Origin of the sequence: Mitsuaria sp. GD03876, assembly GCF_029840635.1 — a bacterium.
Classification (GTDB): domain Bacteria; phylum Pseudomonadota; class Gammaproteobacteria; order Burkholderiales; family Burkholderiaceae_C; genus Roseateles.
In genome coordinates this window covers 21,890-40,706 of sequence record NZ_JAOCCU010000002.1, presented here as the reverse complement: position 1 = coordinate 40,706, position 18,817 = coordinate 21,890, and the positions used below count along the sequence as shown (strand labels likewise).

22 protein-coding genes are annotated in these 18,817 nt (G+C 70.0%); 8 read left to right on the top strand and 14 right to left on the bottom strand.

Annotated elements, in window-relative coordinates; genetic code table 11:
• Nucleotides 1-83: 83 nt before the first annotated feature.
• Together rpoH and N5D62_RS01645 are read left to right on the top strand one after the other, a co-directional pair.
• Complete coding sequence (rpoH, locus tag N5D62_RS01650) at nt 84-995, top strand: RNA polymerase sigma factor RpoH (RefSeq protein WP_279755663.1); 912 nt, start codon at nt 84-86, stop codon at nt 993-995.
• Nucleotides 996-1,064: 69 nt separating this feature from the next.
• Nucleotides 1,065-1,568 (top strand): copper chaperone PCu(A)C, encoded by a 504-nt coding sequence (locus N5D62_RS01645; RefSeq protein WP_279755661.1) that lies wholly within the window; start codon nt 1,065-1,067, stop codon nt 1,566-1,568.
• A 45-nt stretch (nt 1,569-1,613) separates the two neighbouring features.
• On the opposite strand, the gene N5D62_RS01640 is transcribed toward N5D62_RS01645, so the two are convergent.
• Nucleotides 1,614-2,567, bottom strand: a complete 954-nt coding sequence (locus N5D62_RS01640; RefSeq protein ID WP_279755660.1) for a LysR family transcriptional regulator — start codon at nt 2,565-2,567, stop codon at nt 1,614-1,616.
• Between the two features lie 158 nt (nt 2,568-2,725).
• Between N5D62_RS01640 and N5D62_RS01635 the strand changes: the two genes are divergently transcribed.
• Together N5D62_RS01635 and N5D62_RS01630 are read left to right on the top strand one after the other, a co-directional pair.
• Nucleotides 2,726-3,766: a zinc-binding alcohol dehydrogenase family protein gene (locus N5D62_RS01635; protein ID WP_279755659.1), complete on the top strand. Its 1,041-nt coding sequence runs from the start codon at nt 2,726-2,728 to the stop codon at nt 3,764-3,766.
• Between the two features lie 245 nt (nt 3,767-4,011).
• Entirely contained in the window at nt 4,012-4,989 is a 978-nt protein-coding gene (locus N5D62_RS01630) for a hypothetical protein (protein WP_279755658.1), read from the top strand.
• A gap of 7 nt (nt 4,990-4,996) precedes the next feature.
• Here N5D62_RS01630 and N5D62_RS01625 read toward each other — a convergent pair whose 3' ends face one another.
• On the bottom strand, nt 4,997-5,542 hold the full coding sequence (locus N5D62_RS01625; RefSeq protein WP_279755657.1) for a hypothetical protein: 546 nt from the start codon (nt 5,540-5,542) through the stop codon (nt 4,997-4,999).
• Nucleotides 5,543-5,688: 146 nt separating this feature from the next.
• On the opposite strand from N5D62_RS01625, the gene N5D62_RS01620 reads away from it, so the two are divergent.
• Together N5D62_RS01620 and N5D62_RS01615 are read left to right on the top strand one after the other, a co-directional pair.
• Nucleotides 5,689-6,246 (top strand): phasin family protein, encoded by a 558-nt coding sequence (locus tag N5D62_RS01620; RefSeq protein WP_279755656.1) that lies wholly within the window; start codon nt 5,689-5,691, stop codon nt 6,244-6,246.
• A gap of 367 nt (nt 6,247-6,613) precedes the next feature.
• The gene (locus N5D62_RS01615) at nt 6,614-7,249 is read left to right on the top strand and encodes a DUF642 domain-containing protein (RefSeq protein WP_279755655.1); all 636 of its coding nucleotides are present in this window, start codon (nt 6,614-6,616) and stop codon (nt 7,247-7,249) included.
• Nucleotides 7,250-7,429: 180 nt separating this feature from the next.
• Here the strand turns inward: N5D62_RS01615 and N5D62_RS01610 are convergent, their stop codons facing one another.
• Nucleotides 7,430-8,926: a carboxypeptidase M32 gene (locus N5D62_RS01610; RefSeq protein WP_279755654.1), complete on the bottom strand. Its 1,497-nt coding sequence runs from the start codon at nt 8,924-8,926 to the stop codon at nt 7,430-7,432.
• Between the two features lie 58 nt (nt 8,927-8,984).
• Complete coding sequence (locus N5D62_RS01605; protein WP_279755653.1) at nt 8,985-9,500, bottom strand: DedA family protein; 516 nt, start codon at nt 9,498-9,500, stop codon at nt 8,985-8,987.
• A 20-nt stretch (nt 9,501-9,520) separates the two neighbouring features.
• Between N5D62_RS01605 and N5D62_RS01600 the strand changes: the two genes are divergently transcribed.
• Nucleotides 9,521-10,417, top strand: a complete 897-nt coding sequence (locus N5D62_RS01600) for a transporter substrate-binding domain-containing protein (protein ID WP_279755652.1) — start codon at nt 9,521-9,523, stop codon at nt 10,415-10,417.
• 55 nt (nt 10,418-10,472) lie between these two features.
• Here the strand turns inward: N5D62_RS01600 and N5D62_RS01595 are convergent, their stop codons facing one another.
• The 5 genes from N5D62_RS01595 to N5D62_RS01575 are packed head-to-tail and all read right to left on the bottom strand — an operon-like array spanning nt 10,473 to nt 14,714.
• Nucleotides 10,473-11,090, bottom strand: coding sequence for an SCO family protein (locus tag N5D62_RS01595; RefSeq protein WP_279755650.1), 618 nt, complete (start codon nt 11,088-11,090; stop codon nt 10,473-10,475).
• A gap of 49 nt (nt 11,091-11,139) precedes the next feature.
• On the bottom strand, nt 11,140-12,048 hold the full coding sequence (gene cyoE / locus N5D62_RS01590; protein WP_279755649.1) for a heme o synthase: 909 nt from the start codon (nt 12,046-12,048) through the stop codon (nt 11,140-11,142).
• Nucleotides 12,045-13,205: a COX15/CtaA family protein gene (locus N5D62_RS01585; RefSeq protein ID WP_279755648.1), complete on the bottom strand. Its 1,161-nt coding sequence runs from the start codon at nt 13,203-13,205 to the stop codon at nt 12,045-12,047. Before N5D62_RS01585 ends, cyoE begins: the two co-directional genes overlap by 4 nt.
• A gap of 20 nt (nt 13,206-13,225) precedes the next feature.
• A complete protein-coding gene (locus tag N5D62_RS01580; protein ID WP_279755647.1) occupies nt 13,226-13,972 on the bottom strand; it encodes a hypothetical protein in 747 nt (248 codons plus the stop codon).
• Complete coding sequence (locus N5D62_RS01575; RefSeq protein ID WP_279755646.1) at nt 13,941-14,714, bottom strand: SURF1 family protein; 774 nt, start codon at nt 14,712-14,714, stop codon at nt 13,941-13,943. Before N5D62_RS01575 ends, N5D62_RS01580 begins: the two co-directional genes overlap by 32 nt.
• 67 nt (nt 14,715-14,781) lie before the next feature.
• Between N5D62_RS01575 and N5D62_RS01570 the strand changes: the two genes are divergently transcribed.
• The gene (locus N5D62_RS01570) at nt 14,782-14,991 is read left to right on the top strand and encodes a DUF2909 domain-containing protein (RefSeq protein WP_279755645.1); all 210 of its coding nucleotides are present in this window, start codon (nt 14,782-14,784) and stop codon (nt 14,989-14,991) included.
• A 104-nt stretch (nt 14,992-15,095) separates the two neighbouring features.
• Here N5D62_RS01570 and N5D62_RS01565 read toward each other — a convergent pair whose 3' ends face one another.
• From N5D62_RS01565 to ctaD, 5 genes are read right to left on the bottom strand one after another with little or no spacing between them, the layout of a single operon-like run.
• Nucleotides 15,096-15,977, bottom strand: a complete 882-nt coding sequence (locus N5D62_RS01565) for a cytochrome c oxidase subunit 3 (RefSeq protein WP_279755643.1) — start codon at nt 15,975-15,977, stop codon at nt 15,096-15,098.
• 52 nt (nt 15,978-16,029) lie between these two features.
• Entirely contained in the window at nt 16,030-16,281 is a 252-nt protein-coding gene (locus N5D62_RS01560; RefSeq protein WP_279755642.1) for a DUF2970 domain-containing protein, read from the bottom strand.
• Nucleotides 16,282-16,312: 31 nt separating this feature from the next.
• Nucleotides 16,313-16,951 (bottom strand): cytochrome c oxidase assembly protein, encoded by a 639-nt coding sequence (locus N5D62_RS01555; RefSeq protein WP_279755641.1) that lies wholly within the window; start codon nt 16,949-16,951, stop codon nt 16,313-16,315.
• Nucleotides 16,948-17,067, bottom strand: coding sequence for a cytochrome oxidase small assembly protein (locus N5D62_RS01550; RefSeq protein ID WP_279755640.1), 120 nt, complete (start codon nt 17,065-17,067; stop codon nt 16,948-16,950). The genes N5D62_RS01555 and N5D62_RS01550 overlap by 4 nt, the downstream gene beginning before the upstream one ends.
• Nucleotides 17,068-17,093: 26 nt before the next feature.
• Nucleotides 17,094-18,725 carry a cytochrome c oxidase subunit I gene (gene ctaD, locus N5D62_RS01545; RefSeq protein ID WP_279755638.1) on the bottom strand — a complete coding sequence of 544 codons (1,632 nt, stop codon included), beginning with the start codon at nt 18,723-18,725 and terminating at the stop codon, nt 17,094-17,096.
• Nucleotides 18,726-18,817: the final 92 nt, after the last annotated feature.

The following is an 18,817-nucleotide window of genomic DNA, read 5'->3' as shown; positions in this document are numbered from 1 at the left end:
CCTTTAGCACTCGTCTGGCATGAGTGCTAATATCTTCGGACGTCGACCCGGCCGACCGGGTTCGATACAGGAGAAACGAACACATGTCCAACAGCCTTGCATTGACGGTCCGCGATCCCTGGTCCCTGGTGCCTTCGCTGGGGAACCTGGATGCCTACATCACCGCGGTGAACCGCATCCCGCTGCTGACGGCCGAGGAAGAGAAGGATTTCGCCACCCGGCTGCAGGCCCAGGGTGACGTGGAAGCCGCCGGCCGGCTGGTGCTGTCGCACCTGCGGCTGGTGGTGTCGATCTCGCGCCAGTACCTGGGCTACGGGCTGCCGCAGGGCGACCTGATCCAGGAAGGCAACGTCGGCCTGATGAAGGCGGTCAAGCGCTTCGACCCGGCGCAGAACGTGCGCCTGGTGTCGTACGCGATGCACTGGATCAAGGCCGAGATCCACGAGTACATCCTGAAGAACTGGCGCATGGTCAAGGTCGCCACGACCAAGGCGCAGCGCAAGCTGTTCTTCAACCTGCGCTCGATGAAGCACGCGCTGAAGGAAGACGCCGAGAACCAGCAGCGCTCGTCGCTGACCGAGAGCGAGATCGCCCGCGTGGCCGAGACGCTCAACGTCAAGCGCGAGGACGTGGTCGAGATGGAAACCCGGCTGTCCGGCGGCGACGTGGCGCTGGAGCCCCAGACCGACGACGACGGCGAGACCTACGCGCCGATCGCCTACCTGGCGGACGACACGCAGGAGCCGACGCGGGTGCTGGAATCGCGTTCGCGCGACCGGCTGGCCAGCGACGGCCTGGCGCAGGCGCTGGACGTGCTGGACCCACGCAGCCGCCGCATCGTCGAGGAGCGCTGGCTGAAGGTGAACGACGACAGTTCCGGCGGCATGACGCTGCATGAGCTGGCCGCCGAGTACGGCGTCTCCGCCGAGCGCATCCGCCAGATCGAGGTCGCGGCGATGAAGAAGATGCGCAAGGCGATGACCGCCGCCGCCTGAGTCCCTTGACCTGCTGCCGGTCCGGCCAACCCGCCGGGCCGGTCTTCCCCGACTGGATTGGATGCCCCGATGAAGCTGCTGTCCCGCGCCGCGCTCGCGATCCCCGTTCTGCTGCTGAGCGCCGGCTGGGCGCATGCCCAGGTGGTCGTCACCGGCCAATGGGTGCGCGCCACGGTGCCGCAGCAGACGGCCACCGGCGCCTTCATGCGCATCCAGTCGCCGACGGCGGTGAAGCTGGTCTCGGTCAGCAGCCCGGTGGCCGGCGCCGCCGAGGTGCATGAGATGGCGATGGACGGCGCCGTGATGCGCATGCGTCCGGTGTCCGCGCTGGCGGTGCCCGCGGGCCAGCCGGTGGAGCTCAAGCCGGGCGGTTTCCACGTGATGCTGACCCAGCTGAAGGGCCAGGTGAAGGACGGCGACCTCGTGCCGTTGACGCTGGTCTTCCAGGGCGCTGGCACCCAGCGCACGACCGTGCAGGTCATGGCGGCCGCGCGCAGCGGCGCCTCGGCCGCGGCGCCCGCCAAGGACGCCGCCTCGGACCCGCACGCGGGTCACGGCGACCACAAGCACTGACGGCGCGGCCTTCCCGCGCCAGCGCGAGCGCCTCGCGACCTCGCCTCAGTTCCCGCGCGGCGGTTCCCGCCGCAGCGCCTCCGCCAGGAAGTCCACCAGCGCCTTGAGCCGTTGCGGCAGGAAGCGCTGGCTGGGCATCAGCGCATGCAGCGGCATCGGCCGCCCGACCCAGTCCGGCAACACCTCCACCAGCGCGCCGCTGGCCAGGCTGTCGCGGATGTCGAGGTCGCTCTTGTAGGTCAGCCCCCGCCCTTCCAGCGCCCATTGATGGGCGATGCCGCCGTCGTCGGCGGTGCGCCGGCCCTGCACGGTCACGTCCAGCGGCGCCGCCTGCAGCGCGTCGCGGCGCCAGAAGCGCCATCCCCGTTCCAGCCGGTCGCCGATCTTGAAGCGGATGCAGTCGTGCTGCGACAGCTCCGACGGATGCGCCGGGCGTCCGTGCCGCTTCAGGTAGTCGGGCGACCCCACCAGCAGCCGGCGCCCGTCGTAGAGCTTGCGCGCCACCAGCCGCGAGTCGGCCAGCTCCCCATAACGCAGCGCGAGGTCGACCTCGTCGCGCACCACGTCCTGCAGCGCGTCGCCGACGTTGAGCTGCAGCTCCACCCCCGGATGGCGGTCGAGGAACTCATCCAGCAGCGGCAGCACCACGCGCCGCGTCAAGTCGCTGGAGGCGCTCATCCGGATGCGCCCGCGCAACGCGGTGGCGCCACGCCCCTTGCCGGCGCCGTCGTCGCTCCCCTCGGTGACCTGCGCCAGGCCCTCTTCAAGCAACTCCAGCGCCCGCTGCGCGTAGTCGCGCAGCCGTTCGCCGGCGGCGGTCAGGCGCAGCGCGCGGGTGCTGCGCTCGGCCAGCCGCACGCCCAGCCGGGCCTCGAGCTTCTTGAGCATCGCGCTGGCCGCGGCCGGGGTGATGCCCATTTCCCGCGAGGCGGCCGTCAGGCTGCCGCCCCGGGCGCATTCGATCAGCAGGCGCAGTTCGGTGGTGTTCTCGATGTTCATGCGGGGAGGCGGGCAGCTGGGGAGTTCGGCCGAATCTTCAATCCAGTGTTGAAACTGATAGCGATTCAGTGGACTTCATTGATTGTGCCGAAGGAGCGACCATCCTGCTCATCGCATCGGCCAACCCCCTTGCTTCCGCATCCCTTCAAGGAGTTCCCATGAAAGCCGTCGGCTACTTCAAGTCCCTGCCCATCACCGAATCCGAGTCGCTGATCGACCTGGACCTGCCCGTCCCGACCCCCGGTTCCAAGGACCTGCTGGTGGAGGTCGCCGCGATCGCCGTCAATCCGGTCGACACCAAGGTCCGCGTGCGCCGCGCCAGCGCCGACGGCACGACGCCGGTGATCCTGGGCTGGGACGCGGTCGGCATCGTCCGCGCGATCGGGCCGGATGTCGCCGGCTTCGCCGTCGGCGACCGCGTCTGGTACGCCGGCGACATCACCCGTCCGGGCAGCAACGCGCAGTTCCAATGCGTGGACCACCGCATCGCCGCCAAGGCGCCGGCCACGCTGAGCGACGCCGAGGCCGCCGCCCTGCCGCTGACCGCGATCACCGCCTGGGAACTGCTGTTCGACCGACTGCAAGTCGAGCAGCAGCCGCAACGGCCGGTCAGCCTGCTGGTCACCGGCGCGGCCGGCGGCGTCGGGTCGATCCTGGTCCAGCTGGCGCGCCGGCTGCCGCACCTGACGGTGATCGCCACCAGCTCCGAGCCGCAAGGCGACGGCGGCAAGTGGCTGCACGCGCTGGGCGCGTACCACGTGATCAACCACCGCGAGCCGCTGGCGCCGCAGATCGCCGCGCTGCAGCGCGACGGCGTGCCCCCGCTGCGCTACGTCACCAGCCTCACCCACACGCCGCAGCACTTCAAGGACTTCGTCGAAGCGCTGGAGCCGCAAGGCAAGCTGGCGATGATCGACGACTTCGGCCCGCACGACCTGGACGTGATGGCGCTGAAGGGCAAGTCGGTGTCGCTGCATTGGGAACTGATGTTCACGCGCAGCATGCATGCGACGCACGACATCGCCGGGCAAGGCCGGCTGCTGGCCGAGGTCGCCGCCCGGGTCGACGCCGGCGAACTGCGCACCACGCTGGCCGACGTCGTCGGGACGATCTCCGCCGACTCGCTCAAGCGCGCCCACGCGCTGCAGGAAAGCCAGCGCCAGCGCGGCAAGCTGGTGCTGCAAGGCTGGCCCGCCTGAGGCCACCGGCGCTGCGGCGCCTTGTGCGCCGTACGGCACGCGTTGCGCGCATGCCGCACTTCTTGTCACAGTTGTGATGTCTTACCGCCCCGGCCCGCCAGGGCGTTTTCATTGGGGCGAACGTCGGGAAAACCTCAGTGCGCGCCGCCCGAGAGCAGGCGATACCTCCGGCCTTGGTTCGCTACCCTGCGGACCGGGCGACAAAGTCAACAAACGGCCGACCACGGCCATCGCGAGGGATCGTCATGAACATCCGCAAGGTCCTGTCCGCCGTCCTGCCGGCGGCGCTGCTGTGCGCGGGCGCGTCGGCATCGGCCGCCACCATCGGCGTCATCCTGCCGGGCAGCTATCCCAGCGCCGAGCAGGCCGAGCAACTCCAGCTCGGCATGACGCTGGCGCTCAAGACCTGGCCCGGCGACGCCGCGCCCAAGCTGATCGTCAAGGACAGCGGCTGCGACGCCCGCAAGGCGGATGCGATCTCGCAGGAGTTCATCAAGGCCAAGGTGGACGTGGTGCTGGGCAACTGGTGCGAGATCAACGCCGGCGCCGACGCGCTGCGGGCGGCGGGCATCCCGTTCGTGTCCAGCAACGCGGAGCGGGTGAAGGACCAGGACCTGCAGCTGCAGTTGGGCCGCATCGAGCTCAATGCCGGCGAGAAGATCGCCGCCGACCTGCGCCGCCAGACCGGGCTGCGCATCAGCGCGCGGACCTCGTGCTGGATGGACTTCGACGCCACGCTGTCGGAGCGGGTGGACGCGGTGCTGTGTCCGGTGCTGACGGTCGACCGCGGCCGCTGGGACCAGATCGCCAACACCTACGGCGCGGCGTTCCGCAAGCCGTTCACCGCGTCGTCGGCGCGGGGCTACGCGGCGATGGAGGTGGCGCTGAACTACCTGCGCCGCGCCAAGCAGATGAAGGCCCCGGCGGCGCTCAAGGAGATCCACTCGATGGCGACGCTGCTCGGCCCGGTGCCGGCCGCCGATGCCGTCGCGCCGACGACCGCGTTGCAGCTGGTCTTCGCGCCGCGGCTGCCCAAGCTCAACCCGCAGCAGACGCAGACGCTGGACAAGCTGGTCAAGACCAAGGGATGCGCGTGCCCGGGGGGCACGTTGCGCAATGGCTGCCCGCGCGATTCGGGCCCGTGGGGCGAGCTGCCCTTCGTCGTGCGTGGTGGCGGCACGCCGGCGGCCTGCACGAAGCCGATCGCGCTGCTGGATCTCTGAGGGCCCCTCAGCGCAGCAGGAACGCCGCGATCCGCAGCGCGATTTCCCTGAGAGTCGGCGGCGTGCCCTCGGGCCCCTGGGGCCAGCCGGACTCGCCCCAGTCGCGCCCCTTGCGGCGCTCGTACTCGCCCTTCCAGAAGCCGCCGTGCTTTCCGCCCGCCGGGTCGTGCGGCGTGGCATACGAGTCCGCCCGCTCGTGGCGCTCGCGCGCCAGGCGGGCGTCGTCCTCGAGCGCATCGAGCAGCGGCCCGAGCTCCTCCAGCGACGACGCCACCACCGCGTGATGGCATTGCCCGCATCGGGTCTCCCGCGTCGGATCCATCGGCGCGCCGCAGCCCCGGCAGGACCAGCCGACCGGCTTGCCGCCGTTGGGCATCAACAGCGGCTCCGACGGCGAACGCTTGCGCAGCGCGTTCGCCAGGCGCGGCATGTCCACCATCAGCAGCGGGCTCTTGCACCAGGCGCAGCACTCGCCCTTGCCGTCGGCCGGCGGGCAGCAGCGGACGGACCAGGCCGCGCTCGGCCAGCATGCCGGCCTGGCTGTGCTGGACATGGCGCGCATTCTGGCGCCTGCGCCGTTCGCCCCGATGGGGGAGAAAGATCCAGACGGCGTCACCGTGACGCCTGGCACGCGCCCTATAGTCCGACTTTCGGCGCGCGGGGCCTCAGCCCCCGGCCGCGCGACGACAAGGAACGCCCATGGTCAAGAAGCAGCAGAAGACGGCCGGCCCGAAGCAGGCCAAAGGCCGCCGCAAGGACGCGGCGGGCGCCGCGCCGACAGCGGCCGACACGCCGTTCGCCGAACAGGTCCGGGCCTCGGCCCAGCAGATCTGGTCGGCCGGCCTGCAAGCATTCGCCAAGGCACAAGACCAGGGCGGCGCCGTACTGGACAAGGTCCGCGCGGCCGAAACCAAGGTCGACACCGCCGCCCACCGGATGAGCGACATGGCCAACGAAGTCGGCAGCCGCGCCGGGCAACACTGGGACAAACTGGAATCGATCTTCGAAGACCGCGTCGCGCGTGCGCTCGCCCGGATGGGCATGCCATCCGTCGAGGAGGTCGCCAAGCTCCAGGCACGCGTCGAATCACTGACCGCCGAGGTCGCGATGTTGCGCGCCGCCCATGCTGGCAAAACCGCCGCTCCAACGGCGAAAACGCCAGCGTCGAAGACGACCGCCAAGACGCCGAAAAAACCCGCCGCTCCCAAGAAGACAGCAACCCGCTCCTCCGCCAAGGCCACGACCCGCAAGTCCTGACACCAGCGGCGCACCCCGCGGCTGATGCCGGTGCCCCTTTCCGCTCAGACGCCTCCGCACGCTCGGCATTCGCTCCAAGGGGCACCGGCATCAGCCGCTCCCGCATCACCGAGCCGTCCACTGCCGAGGCGCCCACCGCCGAGCGGCTCATCACCGAGTCACCACCGGATCCTCACCGGCTATCCATCGCTCGGCCGTCACGGCCGAGCGGTTCCAATGCCGACTCGTTTCGGTGTGCATTCCGTCACGGAACACCCCGCCATCCCCAGTGCACAGGGGGATGTCCCGCGGAAGAGGCTCTCGAACAATTCGACACAAGCGCAGAGAGATCCGCGCACCCTTGTCGAACTTCCCGAGCCTCCCCGCCATGAAGCGCCTGATCGCAGCCTCCCTGTTCGCCGCCCCGCTGTTCGCGATGGCCGCCCCCGTGAACCTGCTGACCAACGGCAGCTTCGAATCGACCACCGTCAGCAACGGCAGCTACGTCATCCTCGACAGCATCGCCGGCTGGACCGTCGGCCCCCATGGCGTGGAACTGCGCAACAACGTCGCCGGCAGCGCCTTCAACGGCAGCAACTTCGCCGAACTCGACACCACCACCAACAGCTGGATCAGCCAGACGCTGAACACCGTGCTGGGCACCGCCTACACGCTGACCTTCTCCTACGCGGCCCGCCCCGACAACCAGGGCGCCAACAGCAACGGCCTGAACTGGAGCATCGGCAGCCTCAGCGGCAACGTCGGCCAGGACACCACCACCACCTGGCAAACCTTCACCACCACCTTCACCGGCACCGGCAGCCCGATGACCCTGCGCTTCGGCGCCACCGGCCGCGCCGACTCCTACGGCACCTCGCTGGACAACATCAGCGTGGTGAGCAACGCCGGCGCCGGCGGCAACGCCGCGGCCGTGCCCGAACCCCAGAGCCTGGCCCTGCTGCTGGCCGGCTTCGGCGCGATGGGCCTGGTCATCCGCCGCCGCCAGCGCGCCGGCAAGGCCTGACACCAGAACAATCGAGTCCTCGACGACTCGTTGGGAGCGACCGTGGGGTAGAGACCGCGGTCGCATCGAGCAAAGGGCACCCCTCGGGGTGCCCTTTCTCATGGCCTCGCCGCATCGCCGCCGGGACAGCGCCGCGGCGCCGGCGCGGATGGCCTCCCCCCGCCCGATCAGGCCAGCGGATCAGCCCAGGTAACGCGACTCGAGATGCCGGCGGAAGTGCACCGGGTTGAGCGCCTCGCCGCTGGCGCGCGACACCAGCTCCGGCGTCTCCCAGCGGCTGCCCTGCGACCACACCTTCGCCCGCAGCCAGTCGAAGACCGGCGCCAGCTCGCCGCGCGCGATCTCGTCGTCCAGCGACGCGCGCTCGCGCCGCATCGCGGCGAACCACTGCGCCGCGTACATCGCGCCCAGCGTGTAGCACGGGAAGTAGCCGTACAGCCCGCAGCCCCAGTGGACGTCCTGCATGCAGCCGTCCTTGTAGTTGCCGCGCGTGTCGATGCCCAGCAGCTCCTGCATCTTCGCGTCCCACAGCGCGGGGATGTCCTCGACCTCGATCTCGCCCTCGATCAACGGGCGCTCGATCTCGTAGCGCAGGATGACGTGCGCCGGATAGGTGACCTCGTCCGCATCCACGCGGATGTAGCCCGGCGCGACACGCGTCATCAGCCGGTGCAGGTTGTCCGCCGCGAAACCCGCCTGCCGCCCGAGGTGGCGCTCCACCAGCGGCTGCAGCAGCCCCGCGAAGCCCGGGTGCGACGCCAGCTGCATCTCGAAGGACAGGCTCTGGCTCTCGTGCAGCCCCATCGAGCGCGCCCGCGCCACCGGCAGGCCCAGCCACTCGCGCGGCAGGTTCTGCTCGTAGCGGCCGTGACCGGTCTCGTGGATCGTGCCGGTCAGGCTCTGCAGGAAGCCGTCGTCGCGATAGCGCGTGGTCATGCGCACGTCCTCCGGCACGCCGCCGCAGAACGGATGGGCGCTCTCGTCGAGCCGGCCCGCCTCGAAATCGAAACCCAGCAGCTTCATCGCGTCCAGGCCCAGCGCGCGCTGCGCGGCCGCGGGGAACGGGCCTTGCGGATGGATCACGCGGTCGCCGGCCTGGCGGTCCATCACCTGGCGGATCAGCCCCGGCAGCCATTGGCGCAGGTCGCCGAAGACGCGGTCGACCTCGGCCGAGCGCATGCCCGGTTCGTAGTTGTCGAGCAGCGCGTCGTAGCGGCTCAGGCCGCCGTCGTCGGACAGGTACTGCGCCTCCTCGCGGGCGTAGCGCACCACCGGGCGCAGGTTCTCGACGTAGCTCGCCCAGTCGTTGGCCGAGCGCTGGTGGCGCCATTCGTGCTCGCAATGGGAGTTCGCCAGCGAGCGGGCCTCGACCAGGCGTTGCGGCACCGCGTTCGCGGCGCGCCAGACGCGGCGCATCTCGCGCAGCGACGCGCGCTGGAAGTCGTCCAGCGGCTCCTGCGCCGCGTCGTCCAGCAGCGCGCGCAGCGCCGGATCGGTGCCCAGCTGGTGCAGCAGGCCGCCCATCTCGGCCAGCGCCTCGGCGCGGGCCTGCGCGCCGCGTTCCGGCATGAAGGCGGACTGGTCCCAGGCGGCGATCGATTGGAGGTGGGCGAGTCGATGGATGCGCTGGTGGCGCTGGCACAGGGCGTCGTACGCCGGGGTGCTCGGTGTGCTCATGGCGGGGTCTCCTGTCGAAGCCCCGCATTGTGCAAGCCCGGCCGGCGCCGGCCGCCGGTCACCCCCCGAGCGTCAGCATCGACTTCCACTGCTCGGGCAGCATCGACAGCCCCAGGCTGGTCATGAGCAGGTAGCGCGCGAACTTGCCGATCGCCATGTACAGCACGCAGGGCCAGAACGGCAGCCGCAGCCAGCCGGCCAGCGCGCACAGCGGATCGCCGACGATCGGCAGCCAGCTCAGCAGGCAGGCCTTGGCGCCGAAGCGGCGCAGCCAGCCCAGCATGCGCTGGTCGCGCGGCGTGTGATGCACCGCGGCCTCGTAGGCGCGTTCGGCGCCGTAGCCCATCCACCAGGTGATCGCGCCGCCGATCGTGTTGCCGGCCGTCGCCACCAGGATCGCCGGCCAGAACAGCTCCGGCTTGGCGCTGACCAGCAGCAGCACGACCGGCTCCGAGCCCATCGGCAGCAGCGTCGCCGAGACCAGCGCGACGACGAAGACCGCGCCCAGCCCCACCTGGGGCAGGGCCAGGGTCTCCAGCATCAGGTGAACCATGTGTTGCAGCCAGGCTTCCATGCTGGGATTATCCGAAGACCATGTCCTTGCGCAGCCTTGCTGCATCGTCGCTCGCCCTGATCGGCCTGGCCCTCGCGGGTCCGGGGCCGGACGCGTCGCGCGGCGGCCTCGCGCGCGCGCAGGCCCCCGCCGTGCCCGCCCAGCAGGCAAGCGCGGCGCCCGCCCCCGCCACGCCGCCGCTGGCGCCGATCCCCGGCTGCCCGATGCTGGTGGCCTCCGGCAACCCGCAGTACCCGCCCTACCTGTGGCGCGACCCCGCCGACGAGCAGAAGCTGGTCGGCGCCAACGCCGACCTGATGCAGTGGCTGGCCGCGGAGATCGGCGTGCCGGTCGAGACCCGCTACGTCGGCCCCTGGGGCCGCGTGCAGGAGGAGATGCGCGCCGGTCGCATCGACCTGATCGCCGGCGCGTTCTTCACGCTGCCGCGCACCGAGTACATGGACTACTTCCACCCCGCCTTCCGCGAGACGCGCAGCGTGGTGTGGACGCGCAGCGCGTCGCCGGTGCCCTACAAGCGCTGGAGCGACCTCGCGCCGCGCCAGGGCGTCACCGTGATCAACAACAGCTTCGGCGTGGAGTTCGACAACTACGCGCGCCAGTCGCTGAAGATCAGCCAGGTCGCCACGATCGAGCAGGCGATCCAGATGCTGCAGCGGGGCCGCGCCGACTACCTGATCTACGAGGACACGCCGGCCGAGGCCTACGCCGCCCGCGGCGGCGGCCCGGCGATCCAGCCGCTGATGCCGGCGGTCGCGCGCGAGGGCCTGTACCTGACGCTGTCCCATCGCTCCAAGTGCAACACGCCGGAGCTGCGCGGCCGCCTGGCCCGCGCGGTCTACAAGCTCTCGCAGGACCGGGTGATGAACCGGCTGGTCGAGCAGGGCTTCGTGCTGTGGCGCAAGCAGTCCGCGCTGTGAAGCGCGGACCGGAGCACGATCGAGGTGATCGAAGCGATCGACGCGGCCGGCGCGGTCACTGACCGGCGAGCAGCGCCTTGATGTCGCCCATCAGCGCGGTGGCGCCCGCGCCGTAGCGCGAGAACACCCGCACCCGCCCCTGCGGATCGAACAGGAAGCTGGCCGCGGTGTGGTCCATCGTGTAGCTGTCGGGCGTCTTGCCCGGTACCTTGGCGTAATAGACCTTGAACTCCTTGGCCGTGTCCTTGAGCTGCTCCGGCGAGCCGCGCAGCGCGACGAAGCCGGGGTCGAAGCTCTCCAGGTAGGCCTTGAGCAGCTCGGGCTTGTCGCGCTCCGGATCGACGGTGATGAACACGCCCTGCACCTTGTCGCCGTCGGGGCCCAGCGCCTTCTTGACCTGCGCCAGCTCGGCCAGCGTGGTCGGGCAGACGTCCGGGCACTGGGTGAAGCCGAAGAACACGACGACGACCTTGCCCTTGAAGTCCTCCATCGTGCGCGTGCGGCCGTTCTGGTCCGGCAGGCTGAAGCCGCGCGCGTAGGACGCGCCGGTCAGGTCCACGCCCTGGAAGCTGGCCTTGGGCGCGGAAGAAAAGCCGAGCTTGTCGCAGCCGCCCAGCGTCGCGGCGGCCGCCGCGCCCAGGGCGCCCACGCAGAGGAAACGTCGCGAGATCATCCGTGCATCCGATCCGAAAGAAGGTCCCGTGTCCGGCCTGAAGCCGCGCTCACGCGAGCCAGGGGCCGACGTAGTGATCGAGCAGCAGCGCGCCGAACAGCAGCGACAGGTGCAGGATCGAGAACAGGAAGGTCTTGCGCGCCAGCGCCTCCGAATAGGCCTTCCACAGCCGGTACGCGTACTGGCAGAAGCGCAGCCCCAGCACGACGGCCGCGGCCAGGTAGATCCAGCCGCTCATCCCGGTCAGGAAGGGCAGCAGCGTCGCCGCGAACAGGATCCACGTGTACAGGAAGATCTGCAGCCGCGTGAAGTCGTTGCCGTGCGTCACCGGCAGCATCGGCAGGCCGGCCTTGCGGTAGTCCTCGCTGCGGTACAGCGCCAGCGCCCAGAAGTGCGGCGGCGTCCACAGGAAGATGATCAGGCACATCAGCCACGCTTCCGCGCCCAGCTCGCCGCGCATCGCCGCCCAGCCCAGCACCGGCGGCATCGCGCCCGAGGCGCCGCCGATGACGATGTTCTGCGGCGTCAGCGGCTTGAGGATGACCGTGTAGATGATCGCGTAGCCGACGAAGGTGGCGAAGGTCAGCCACATCGTCAGCGGATTCACCAGCAGGTACAGGATCGCCGAGCCCAGCGCGCACAGCGCGCCCGAGAACGCCAGCGTCTGGTTGCGGCTGAGCTCGCCCCGCGCCGTCGGACGCCACGCGGTGCGCTTCATCTTGGCGTCGATGTGCTGCTCGATCAGGCAGTTGAACGCCGCGGCCGCGCCGGCCACCAGCCAGATGCCGGCCGTGGCCGCGACCAGCCGGCCCCACTCGCCGCCCTGCGGCAGCCCGGGGATCGCCAGCGCCATGCCGATGACCGCGCAGAACACGATCAGCTGCACGACCTTGGGCTTGGTCAGTTGATAGAACTGCCACCAGCGGGAGGGCATGGCGGCCTGCGTCGCGGAACTCATGTCAGATTCACCGTCAGGGTGCCGGCGCGCACGCGCGCCAGCACGATGGAACACATCAGCAGCAGCGCCGCGGCGCCGCCGGTATGGGCCAGGGCGGCCACCAGCGGCCAGCCCAGCACCACGTTGGACAGGCCCGAGGCCAGCTGCCACGCGCCGACCGCCAGCAGGCGGCGCGCCCAGCGCCGCGCCTCGGGATCGGACCCGCCCCGGCGCCACAGCGCCACGGCCAGCAGCAGCAGCGCCGCGAACACGATCATCGCGCCGACGCGATGCGCCAGGTGGATCGCCGTCAGCGCCTCGAAGGGCAGGAAACCGCCGTGCGCGCCCCGGCCCAGCTCGCGCCACAGCGTGAAGCCATGGGCGAAATCGGTCGGCGGCAGCCATTCTCCCTGGCAGGTCGGGAAATCCTGGCAGGCCAGCACCGCGTAGTTCGTGCTGACCCAGCCGCCCAGCGCCACCTGCGCGATCGCCAGCAGCGTGAAGGCCGCGAACGCGCGCCGCAGCCCCGGCGGCCAGCGCAGCGGCCGGGGCTCGTAGGCCTCGGCCTGCCAGGCCAGCAGCATCAGCAGGCCCAGCGCCAGCAGCAGGTGCATCGTCACCACCGCCGGGAACAGCTTCATCGTCACCGTCCAGGCGCCGAACAGCCCCTGCACCAGGATCCAGACGAGCGACAGCGTCGCCCACCACGGGGACAGGCGCACGGCGCCGGCCGGCGCGGCGCGGGCCTCGCGTCGCGAGCGCCACCACAGCCACCAGCTCGCCCCCGCCAGCACGACCAGCAGGAAACCCACGCCGCCGGCGAGGTAGCGATGCAGCATCTCCATCCACGCCTTGCCGTGCGTGACCGGGCCGGTGGGCATCGCCGTCTGCGCAGCATGGATCTCGTCGCGCGCGCCGATCGGCGACGCGCTGCCGTAGCAGCCCGGCCAGTCCGGGCAGCCCAGGCCGGAATCGGTCAGCCGCGTCAGCGCGCCCACCAGGATCAGGTCGAAGGTCAGGAACACCGCCAGCACCGTCAGCGCGCGCAGGCGCCGCGCGGCCGGGTCGCGCCGGTGCCGCCACTGCCAGGCCAGCAGCGGCACCGCGCCGATGAGCGCGGCCATCGCCAGCAGCTCCAGCAGCGGCTCGAAATCGAAACCGAAGGCCCAACCGTTCATGCGCGCGCCGTCCTCGTCCTTCAGCGCCCGGGCTTGTCCCAGCCGGCGTTGGCGCGCATCAGCCGCTCCAGGTCCTTCTTCAGCGCGGTCGGCTCCGGCGTCGCCGGCGAGCGCAGCATCCAGCGCCCCATCGGATCGACCAGGAACAGGTGCTCGCCCATCCGGTGGCCCGGCGCGGCCATCAGCCAGCCCTCGATCGCGGCGCGGCTGGCGCGCAGCACCGTCGCCGGCGCGCCGTGGCCGGTCAGCGCGTCGACCTGCGCCGGCGTCAGCGCCACGTCGTCGGGCACCAGCACCAGCTTGTCGAGCCGGTCGCGGTCCTTGCCCAGCATCTCGCGCAGCTGGCGCTGCATGAACAGCATCCGCTCGCAGCCGGCGTCGCAGGCCCGGTCCGGCACGTAGGTCAGCAGCCACTGGCCCTTGAGCGTGTCCGCCGCCACCGGCGCGCCCTGCAGCGTCGTCAGCGCCATCGCCGCGGGCAGGTCGCGCGTCGGCGTGATCAGGTCGCCGTAGGCGCGGCCGCGCAGGTCCAGCACGTAGAAGCTGAAGTAGGAGGCGATCACTGGCGCCGCGCAGGTCAGCAGCACCAGCCACAGCGTCCAGCGCGAGCGCTTGGGCGGATCGAGGTCGGGCATCGGCAGCGTGTGCACCGCCAGCGTCACCGGGCCGTCGGGCGGCAGCGGCGTGTCGGCCGGCGGCGGAGCGGCGTCCGGGCCGTGGTCGCGGTCGGCGGCGTCAGGCATCGCGCTGGACATCGTCGTGGTCATGGGCGCGGGCGGCTCGGCCAGCGCGGTAGGGAGCGAGGACTTGGAACCAGACATAAAGACCCAGGATCAGCGCCGCGAGCGCAAACCATTGAAAGGCGTAGCCGTAATGCTTGTGGAGGTCGACCGCCGGCGGCGGCCAGTGGCGCAGCAACCCGTCGGTCGCCGCGGGACCGGGCGGCGCATCATCCACGCGGTCCGGCTCCGCCTGCAGCAGCACCAGCGGCAGCAGGCGCAACCCCGTCTCGGCCTGGAAGGCCGCGAGGTCGACATTCTGCCGGATCGGCCCCGCCTCCGCGTCCCGCCCCAGCGCATAGGCCCGCGACAGCGCGGCCTCCAGCCGGCCCGCGATCCGCACATCGCCCGTGGGCGTGGCCACCGGCGGCAGCGCCTCGCGCTGCGCGGCGTTGCGCGGGCCCCAGCCGCGCTGCACCAGGATCGCGTCGGCGCGGCCCGCCAGCTTCAGCGGCGTCACCACGTAGAAGCCGGTGCGGCCGTCCATCACGCGGTTGTCGAGGTACACGGTGTGCGCCGTGTCCCAGCGGCCGGCCAGCTCGGCCCGGCGGTGCTCGAGCGCCGGCGCGGCCGGCTGGTCCGCCCCCGGCAAGGCGGCGGTCGCCAGCGGCGCGAGCTGGCCGCGTTCGTCGATCGCCCGCTGCATCGCCTTTTTCTGACCCGCCCGATCGAGTTGCCACTGCCCCAGCGACACCGTCGCCACGACGCCGGCCAGCGCGGCGATCGCCACGACGGCACGTCGGCTTCGGGGCCGGCCCGATGGCCCGGCCGGGCCGGGATGGGAATAATCGTCCGCCATGAAATTCATCGTCCTCGTCGCGTTCATCGGCATCCTGGGCGCGCTGTTCTCCGCCGGCGTCCTGATGCTGCGCAAGCAAAAGGGCAAGGCCACCATGGCCCGCGCGCTCGCGGTGCGGGTCGGCCTGTCGGTGGCGCTGTTCCTGTTCATCCTGTTCAGCGCCTGGATGGGCTGGATCCATCCCACCGGCCTGCCCGTGGGCAAGTAGTCCCGCCCCTCCGGCTCCCCCCTCCGCGGGCCCCTTCGAAGGCCCCGGAAAGAAAAAAGCGCCGCTTCGAGCGGCGCTTTCCCGTCAAGCGCTGTGAAGCGCCATCACATCCAGTAGACGACGACGTACAGCCCCAGCCACACGACGTCGACGAAGTGCCAGTACCAGGCCGCGCCCTCGAAGCCGAAATGGCGGTCCGGCGTGAAGTGCCCCTTCATCAGCCGCAGCGTGATGAACAGCAGCATCAGCATGCCCACGAACACGTGGAAGCCGTGGAAACCGGTCAGCATGAAGAAGGTCGAGCCGAAGATGCCCGAGTTCAGCTTCAGGTTCAGCTCGTGGTACGCATGGAAGTACTCGTAGCCCTGGAAGCCCAGGAAGGTGATGCCCAGCAGCACCGTCGCCCACATCCAGCCGATGGTCTTGGCGCGGTGGCCGGCGATCAGCGCATGGTGCGCGATCGTCAGCGTCACGCCCGAGGTCAGCAGCAGCGCGGTGTTGATCGTCGGGATCGGCCACGGGCCCATCGTCGCGAACGCCTCCACCGTGCCCGCCGGCGAGGCGGTCGCCCCGGCGGCCACGCTGGGCCACAGGCCGTTGAAGTCGGGCCACAGCAGCGCGTTGTCCAGGCTGCCCAGCGTCGGGATGCTGTAGCCGCGCGACCAGAACAGCGCGCCGAAGAAGGCCGCGAAGAACATCACCTCCGAGAAGATGAACCAGCCCATGCTCCAGCGGAACGACACGTCGATGCGGTCGCTGTACTGGCCGGTCTCGCTCTCGCGGATCGCGTCGCCGAACCACTGCTTGAGCGTGAAGGCCCACCACAGCAGCCCGAACAGCAGCGACCACTTGCCCCAGTCGTGGCCGTTGACCCACTGCCCCGCGCCCAGGATCACCCAGAACAGGCCGAAGGCGGCCATCGCCGGGTGCCGCGACGGGGCGGGCACGAAGTAGTAGGGCGTATTTCCGTGAGTCGTTGCCGACATGCGTTATCTCCTCGAACTTCGGTTCTCAGTTCAGGTTCTCAAGCCACGTTGTTCAGCTCATCGCCGCGCCGCTGCTCACCACCCAGCGGACCAGCAACACCAACCCCACCACGAACAGCGCCGCGGCGATGACGCCGGCCGCGATCACGTGCAGCGGATTGAGCTGCGACACATCCTTCTCGTAGTCCGAGCCCTTCCTCACGCCGAAGAAGGACCAGGCCACCGCGCGCAGCGTGCCGAGGAAGGACCCCTTGCGCTGCATCGCCTGCTTCAGATCCTCGCCGGGCTTCAGGTCCTCGGACATCGTCGTTTCCACCGTCTCGACCGCGTCGCGCTCAGGAGCGCGAACCGGGCTCCGTCGCCGCGGGCGCCACCACCGGCGCCACCGGATTGGCCGCCGCCTGCGCCTTGCCCTTCCCCGCCACCTCGAAGAAGGTGTAGGACAGCGTGATCGTGCGCACGTCCTTCGGGATCTTCGGGTCGATGACGAACACCACCGGCCACTCCTTCTGTTCGCCCGGCTTCAGCGTGTATTCGTTGAAGCAGAAGCACTCCAGCTTGTTGAAGTAGGGCGTGGCCTGCTTGGGCGCGTAGCTCGGGATCGCCTGCGCCGACATCGTCCGCGACTGGATGTTCTGGAAGGTGTACATCACCGTCGTCAGCTCGCCCGGGTGGACCGTCAGGTGGCGCTGCGCCGGCTTGAAGTCCCAGGGGCCGCGGGCGTTGGCGTCGAACTCGATCGTGATCTGGCGGCTGTAGTCGACCTGCGTGTTCTTCACGTCCTCGGCGCGCACCGCGTGCTGGCGCTCCGACAGCGACAGCACGTTGATGCCCAGCGCCGTGCAGATCGCCCGGTACATCGGCACCAGCGCGTAGCCGAAGCACGACATCGCCGCCACCACCACCAGCAGCTTGCCGGTCATCCGCAGGTTCTCCCGGCGGATCCAGCGGGCGCGCTTGGTCGGCTCGCTCATGACGCGCCGAGGAACACGATCTTGGCCACGAACCCGATGCCGAAGATCGCCGCCACGCTGGCAAGGATGAGGGCCAGGCGCAGGTTGCTCCTGCGTTGCTCGGGGGTCGGTGCCATCGCTCGCTCCCTGGATCCCGTGCCGCTCAGCCGATGATCCTGGTGGCCGTCACGTCCAGCTTGGGCGGCGTCTCGAAGGTGTGGAACGGCGCCGGCGACGGCAATTCCCATTCCAGGCCTTCGGCGGCTTGCCACGGCTTCTGCGGGGCCTTCTCGCCCTTGCCGCGCATCATCGGGACGGCCACGGCGAGGAAGAAGTAGACCTGCATCAGACCGAAACCGAAGGCGCCGATCGAGGCGATCGCGTTGAAGTCGGCGAACTGCATCGGGTAGTCGGCGTAGCGTCGCGGCATGCCGGCCAGCCCGAGGAAGTGCATCGGGAAGAAGGTCAGGTTGAAGAAGATCAGCGAACCCCAGAAGTGGATCTTGCCGCGCGTCTCCGAATACATGACGCCGGTCCACTTCGGGCCCCAGTAGTAGACGCCGGCGAACAGCGCGTACAGCGAGCCGGCCACCAGCACGTAGTGGAAGTGGGCCACGACGTAGTAGGTGTCCTGGAGCTGGATGTCCACCGGCGCGACCGCGAGGATCAGGCCGGTGAAGCCGCCCATCGTGAACACGAAGATGAAGCCCACGGCCCACAGCATCGGGGTCTCGAAGGTCATCGAGCCGCGCCACATCGTCGCCAGCCAGTTGAAGATCTTCACGCCGGTGGGCACCGCGATCAGCATCGTCGCGTACATGAAGAACAGCTGGCCCGTCACCGGCATGCCGGTGGCGAACATGTGGTGGGCCCACACGATGAAGGACAGGATCGCGATCGAGGCGGTCGCGTACACCATCGAGGCGTAGCCGAACAGCCGCTTGCGCGCGAACGCCGGGACGATCTGGCTCACGATGCCGAAGGCCGGCAGGATCATGATGTAGACCTCGGGGTGGCCGAAGAACCAGAAGATGTGCTGGTACATCACCGGGTCGCCGCCGCCCGAGGGCGTGAAGAAGCTGGTGCCGAAGTGGCGGTCCGTCAGCGTCATCGTGATCGCGCCGGCCAGCACCGGCATCACCGCGATCAGCAGGTAGGCGGTGATCAGCCAGGTCCACGCGAACATCGGCATCTTCATCAGCGTCATGCCGGGGGCGCGCATGTTGAGGATGGTCACGATGATGTTGATCGAGCCCATGATCGAGGACGCGCCCAGGATGTGCATCGCGAAGATGCCGGCGTCCATCGACGGGCCCATCTGCAGCGTCAGCGGCGCGTACAGCGTCCAGCCGGCCGCCGGCGCGCCGCCGGGCATGAAGAACGAGCCCACCAGCATCAGCGCCGCCGGGATCATCAGCCAGAAGCTGAAGTTGTTCATCCGCGCGAAGGCCATGTCCGACGCGCCGATCTGCAGCGGGATCATCCAGTTCGCGAAGCCGACGAAGGCCGGCATGATCGCGCCGAACACCATGATCAGCCCGTGCATCGTGGTGAACTGGTTGAACAGTTCCGGATTGAAGAACTGCAGCCCCGGCTGGAACAGCTCGGCGCGGATGCACAGCGCCAGGATGCCGCCGATCATCAGCATCGTGAAGCTGAACAACAGGTACATCGTGCCGATGTCCTTGTGGTTCGTGGCGAAGACCCAGCGCCGCCAGCCCGTCGGGGCGTGGTGGTCATGGTGATCGTCATGGTCATGGGCATGACCGGTCGGGTGGTCGAGCACTGCACTCATGTCAATTCCTCGGTGGCGGATCGCTCGGCCCGCGCGGGGCGGACCGGCGATCGAGCATTCAGGCGTTCTGCGTCGATCGGATCGGGCGGGTC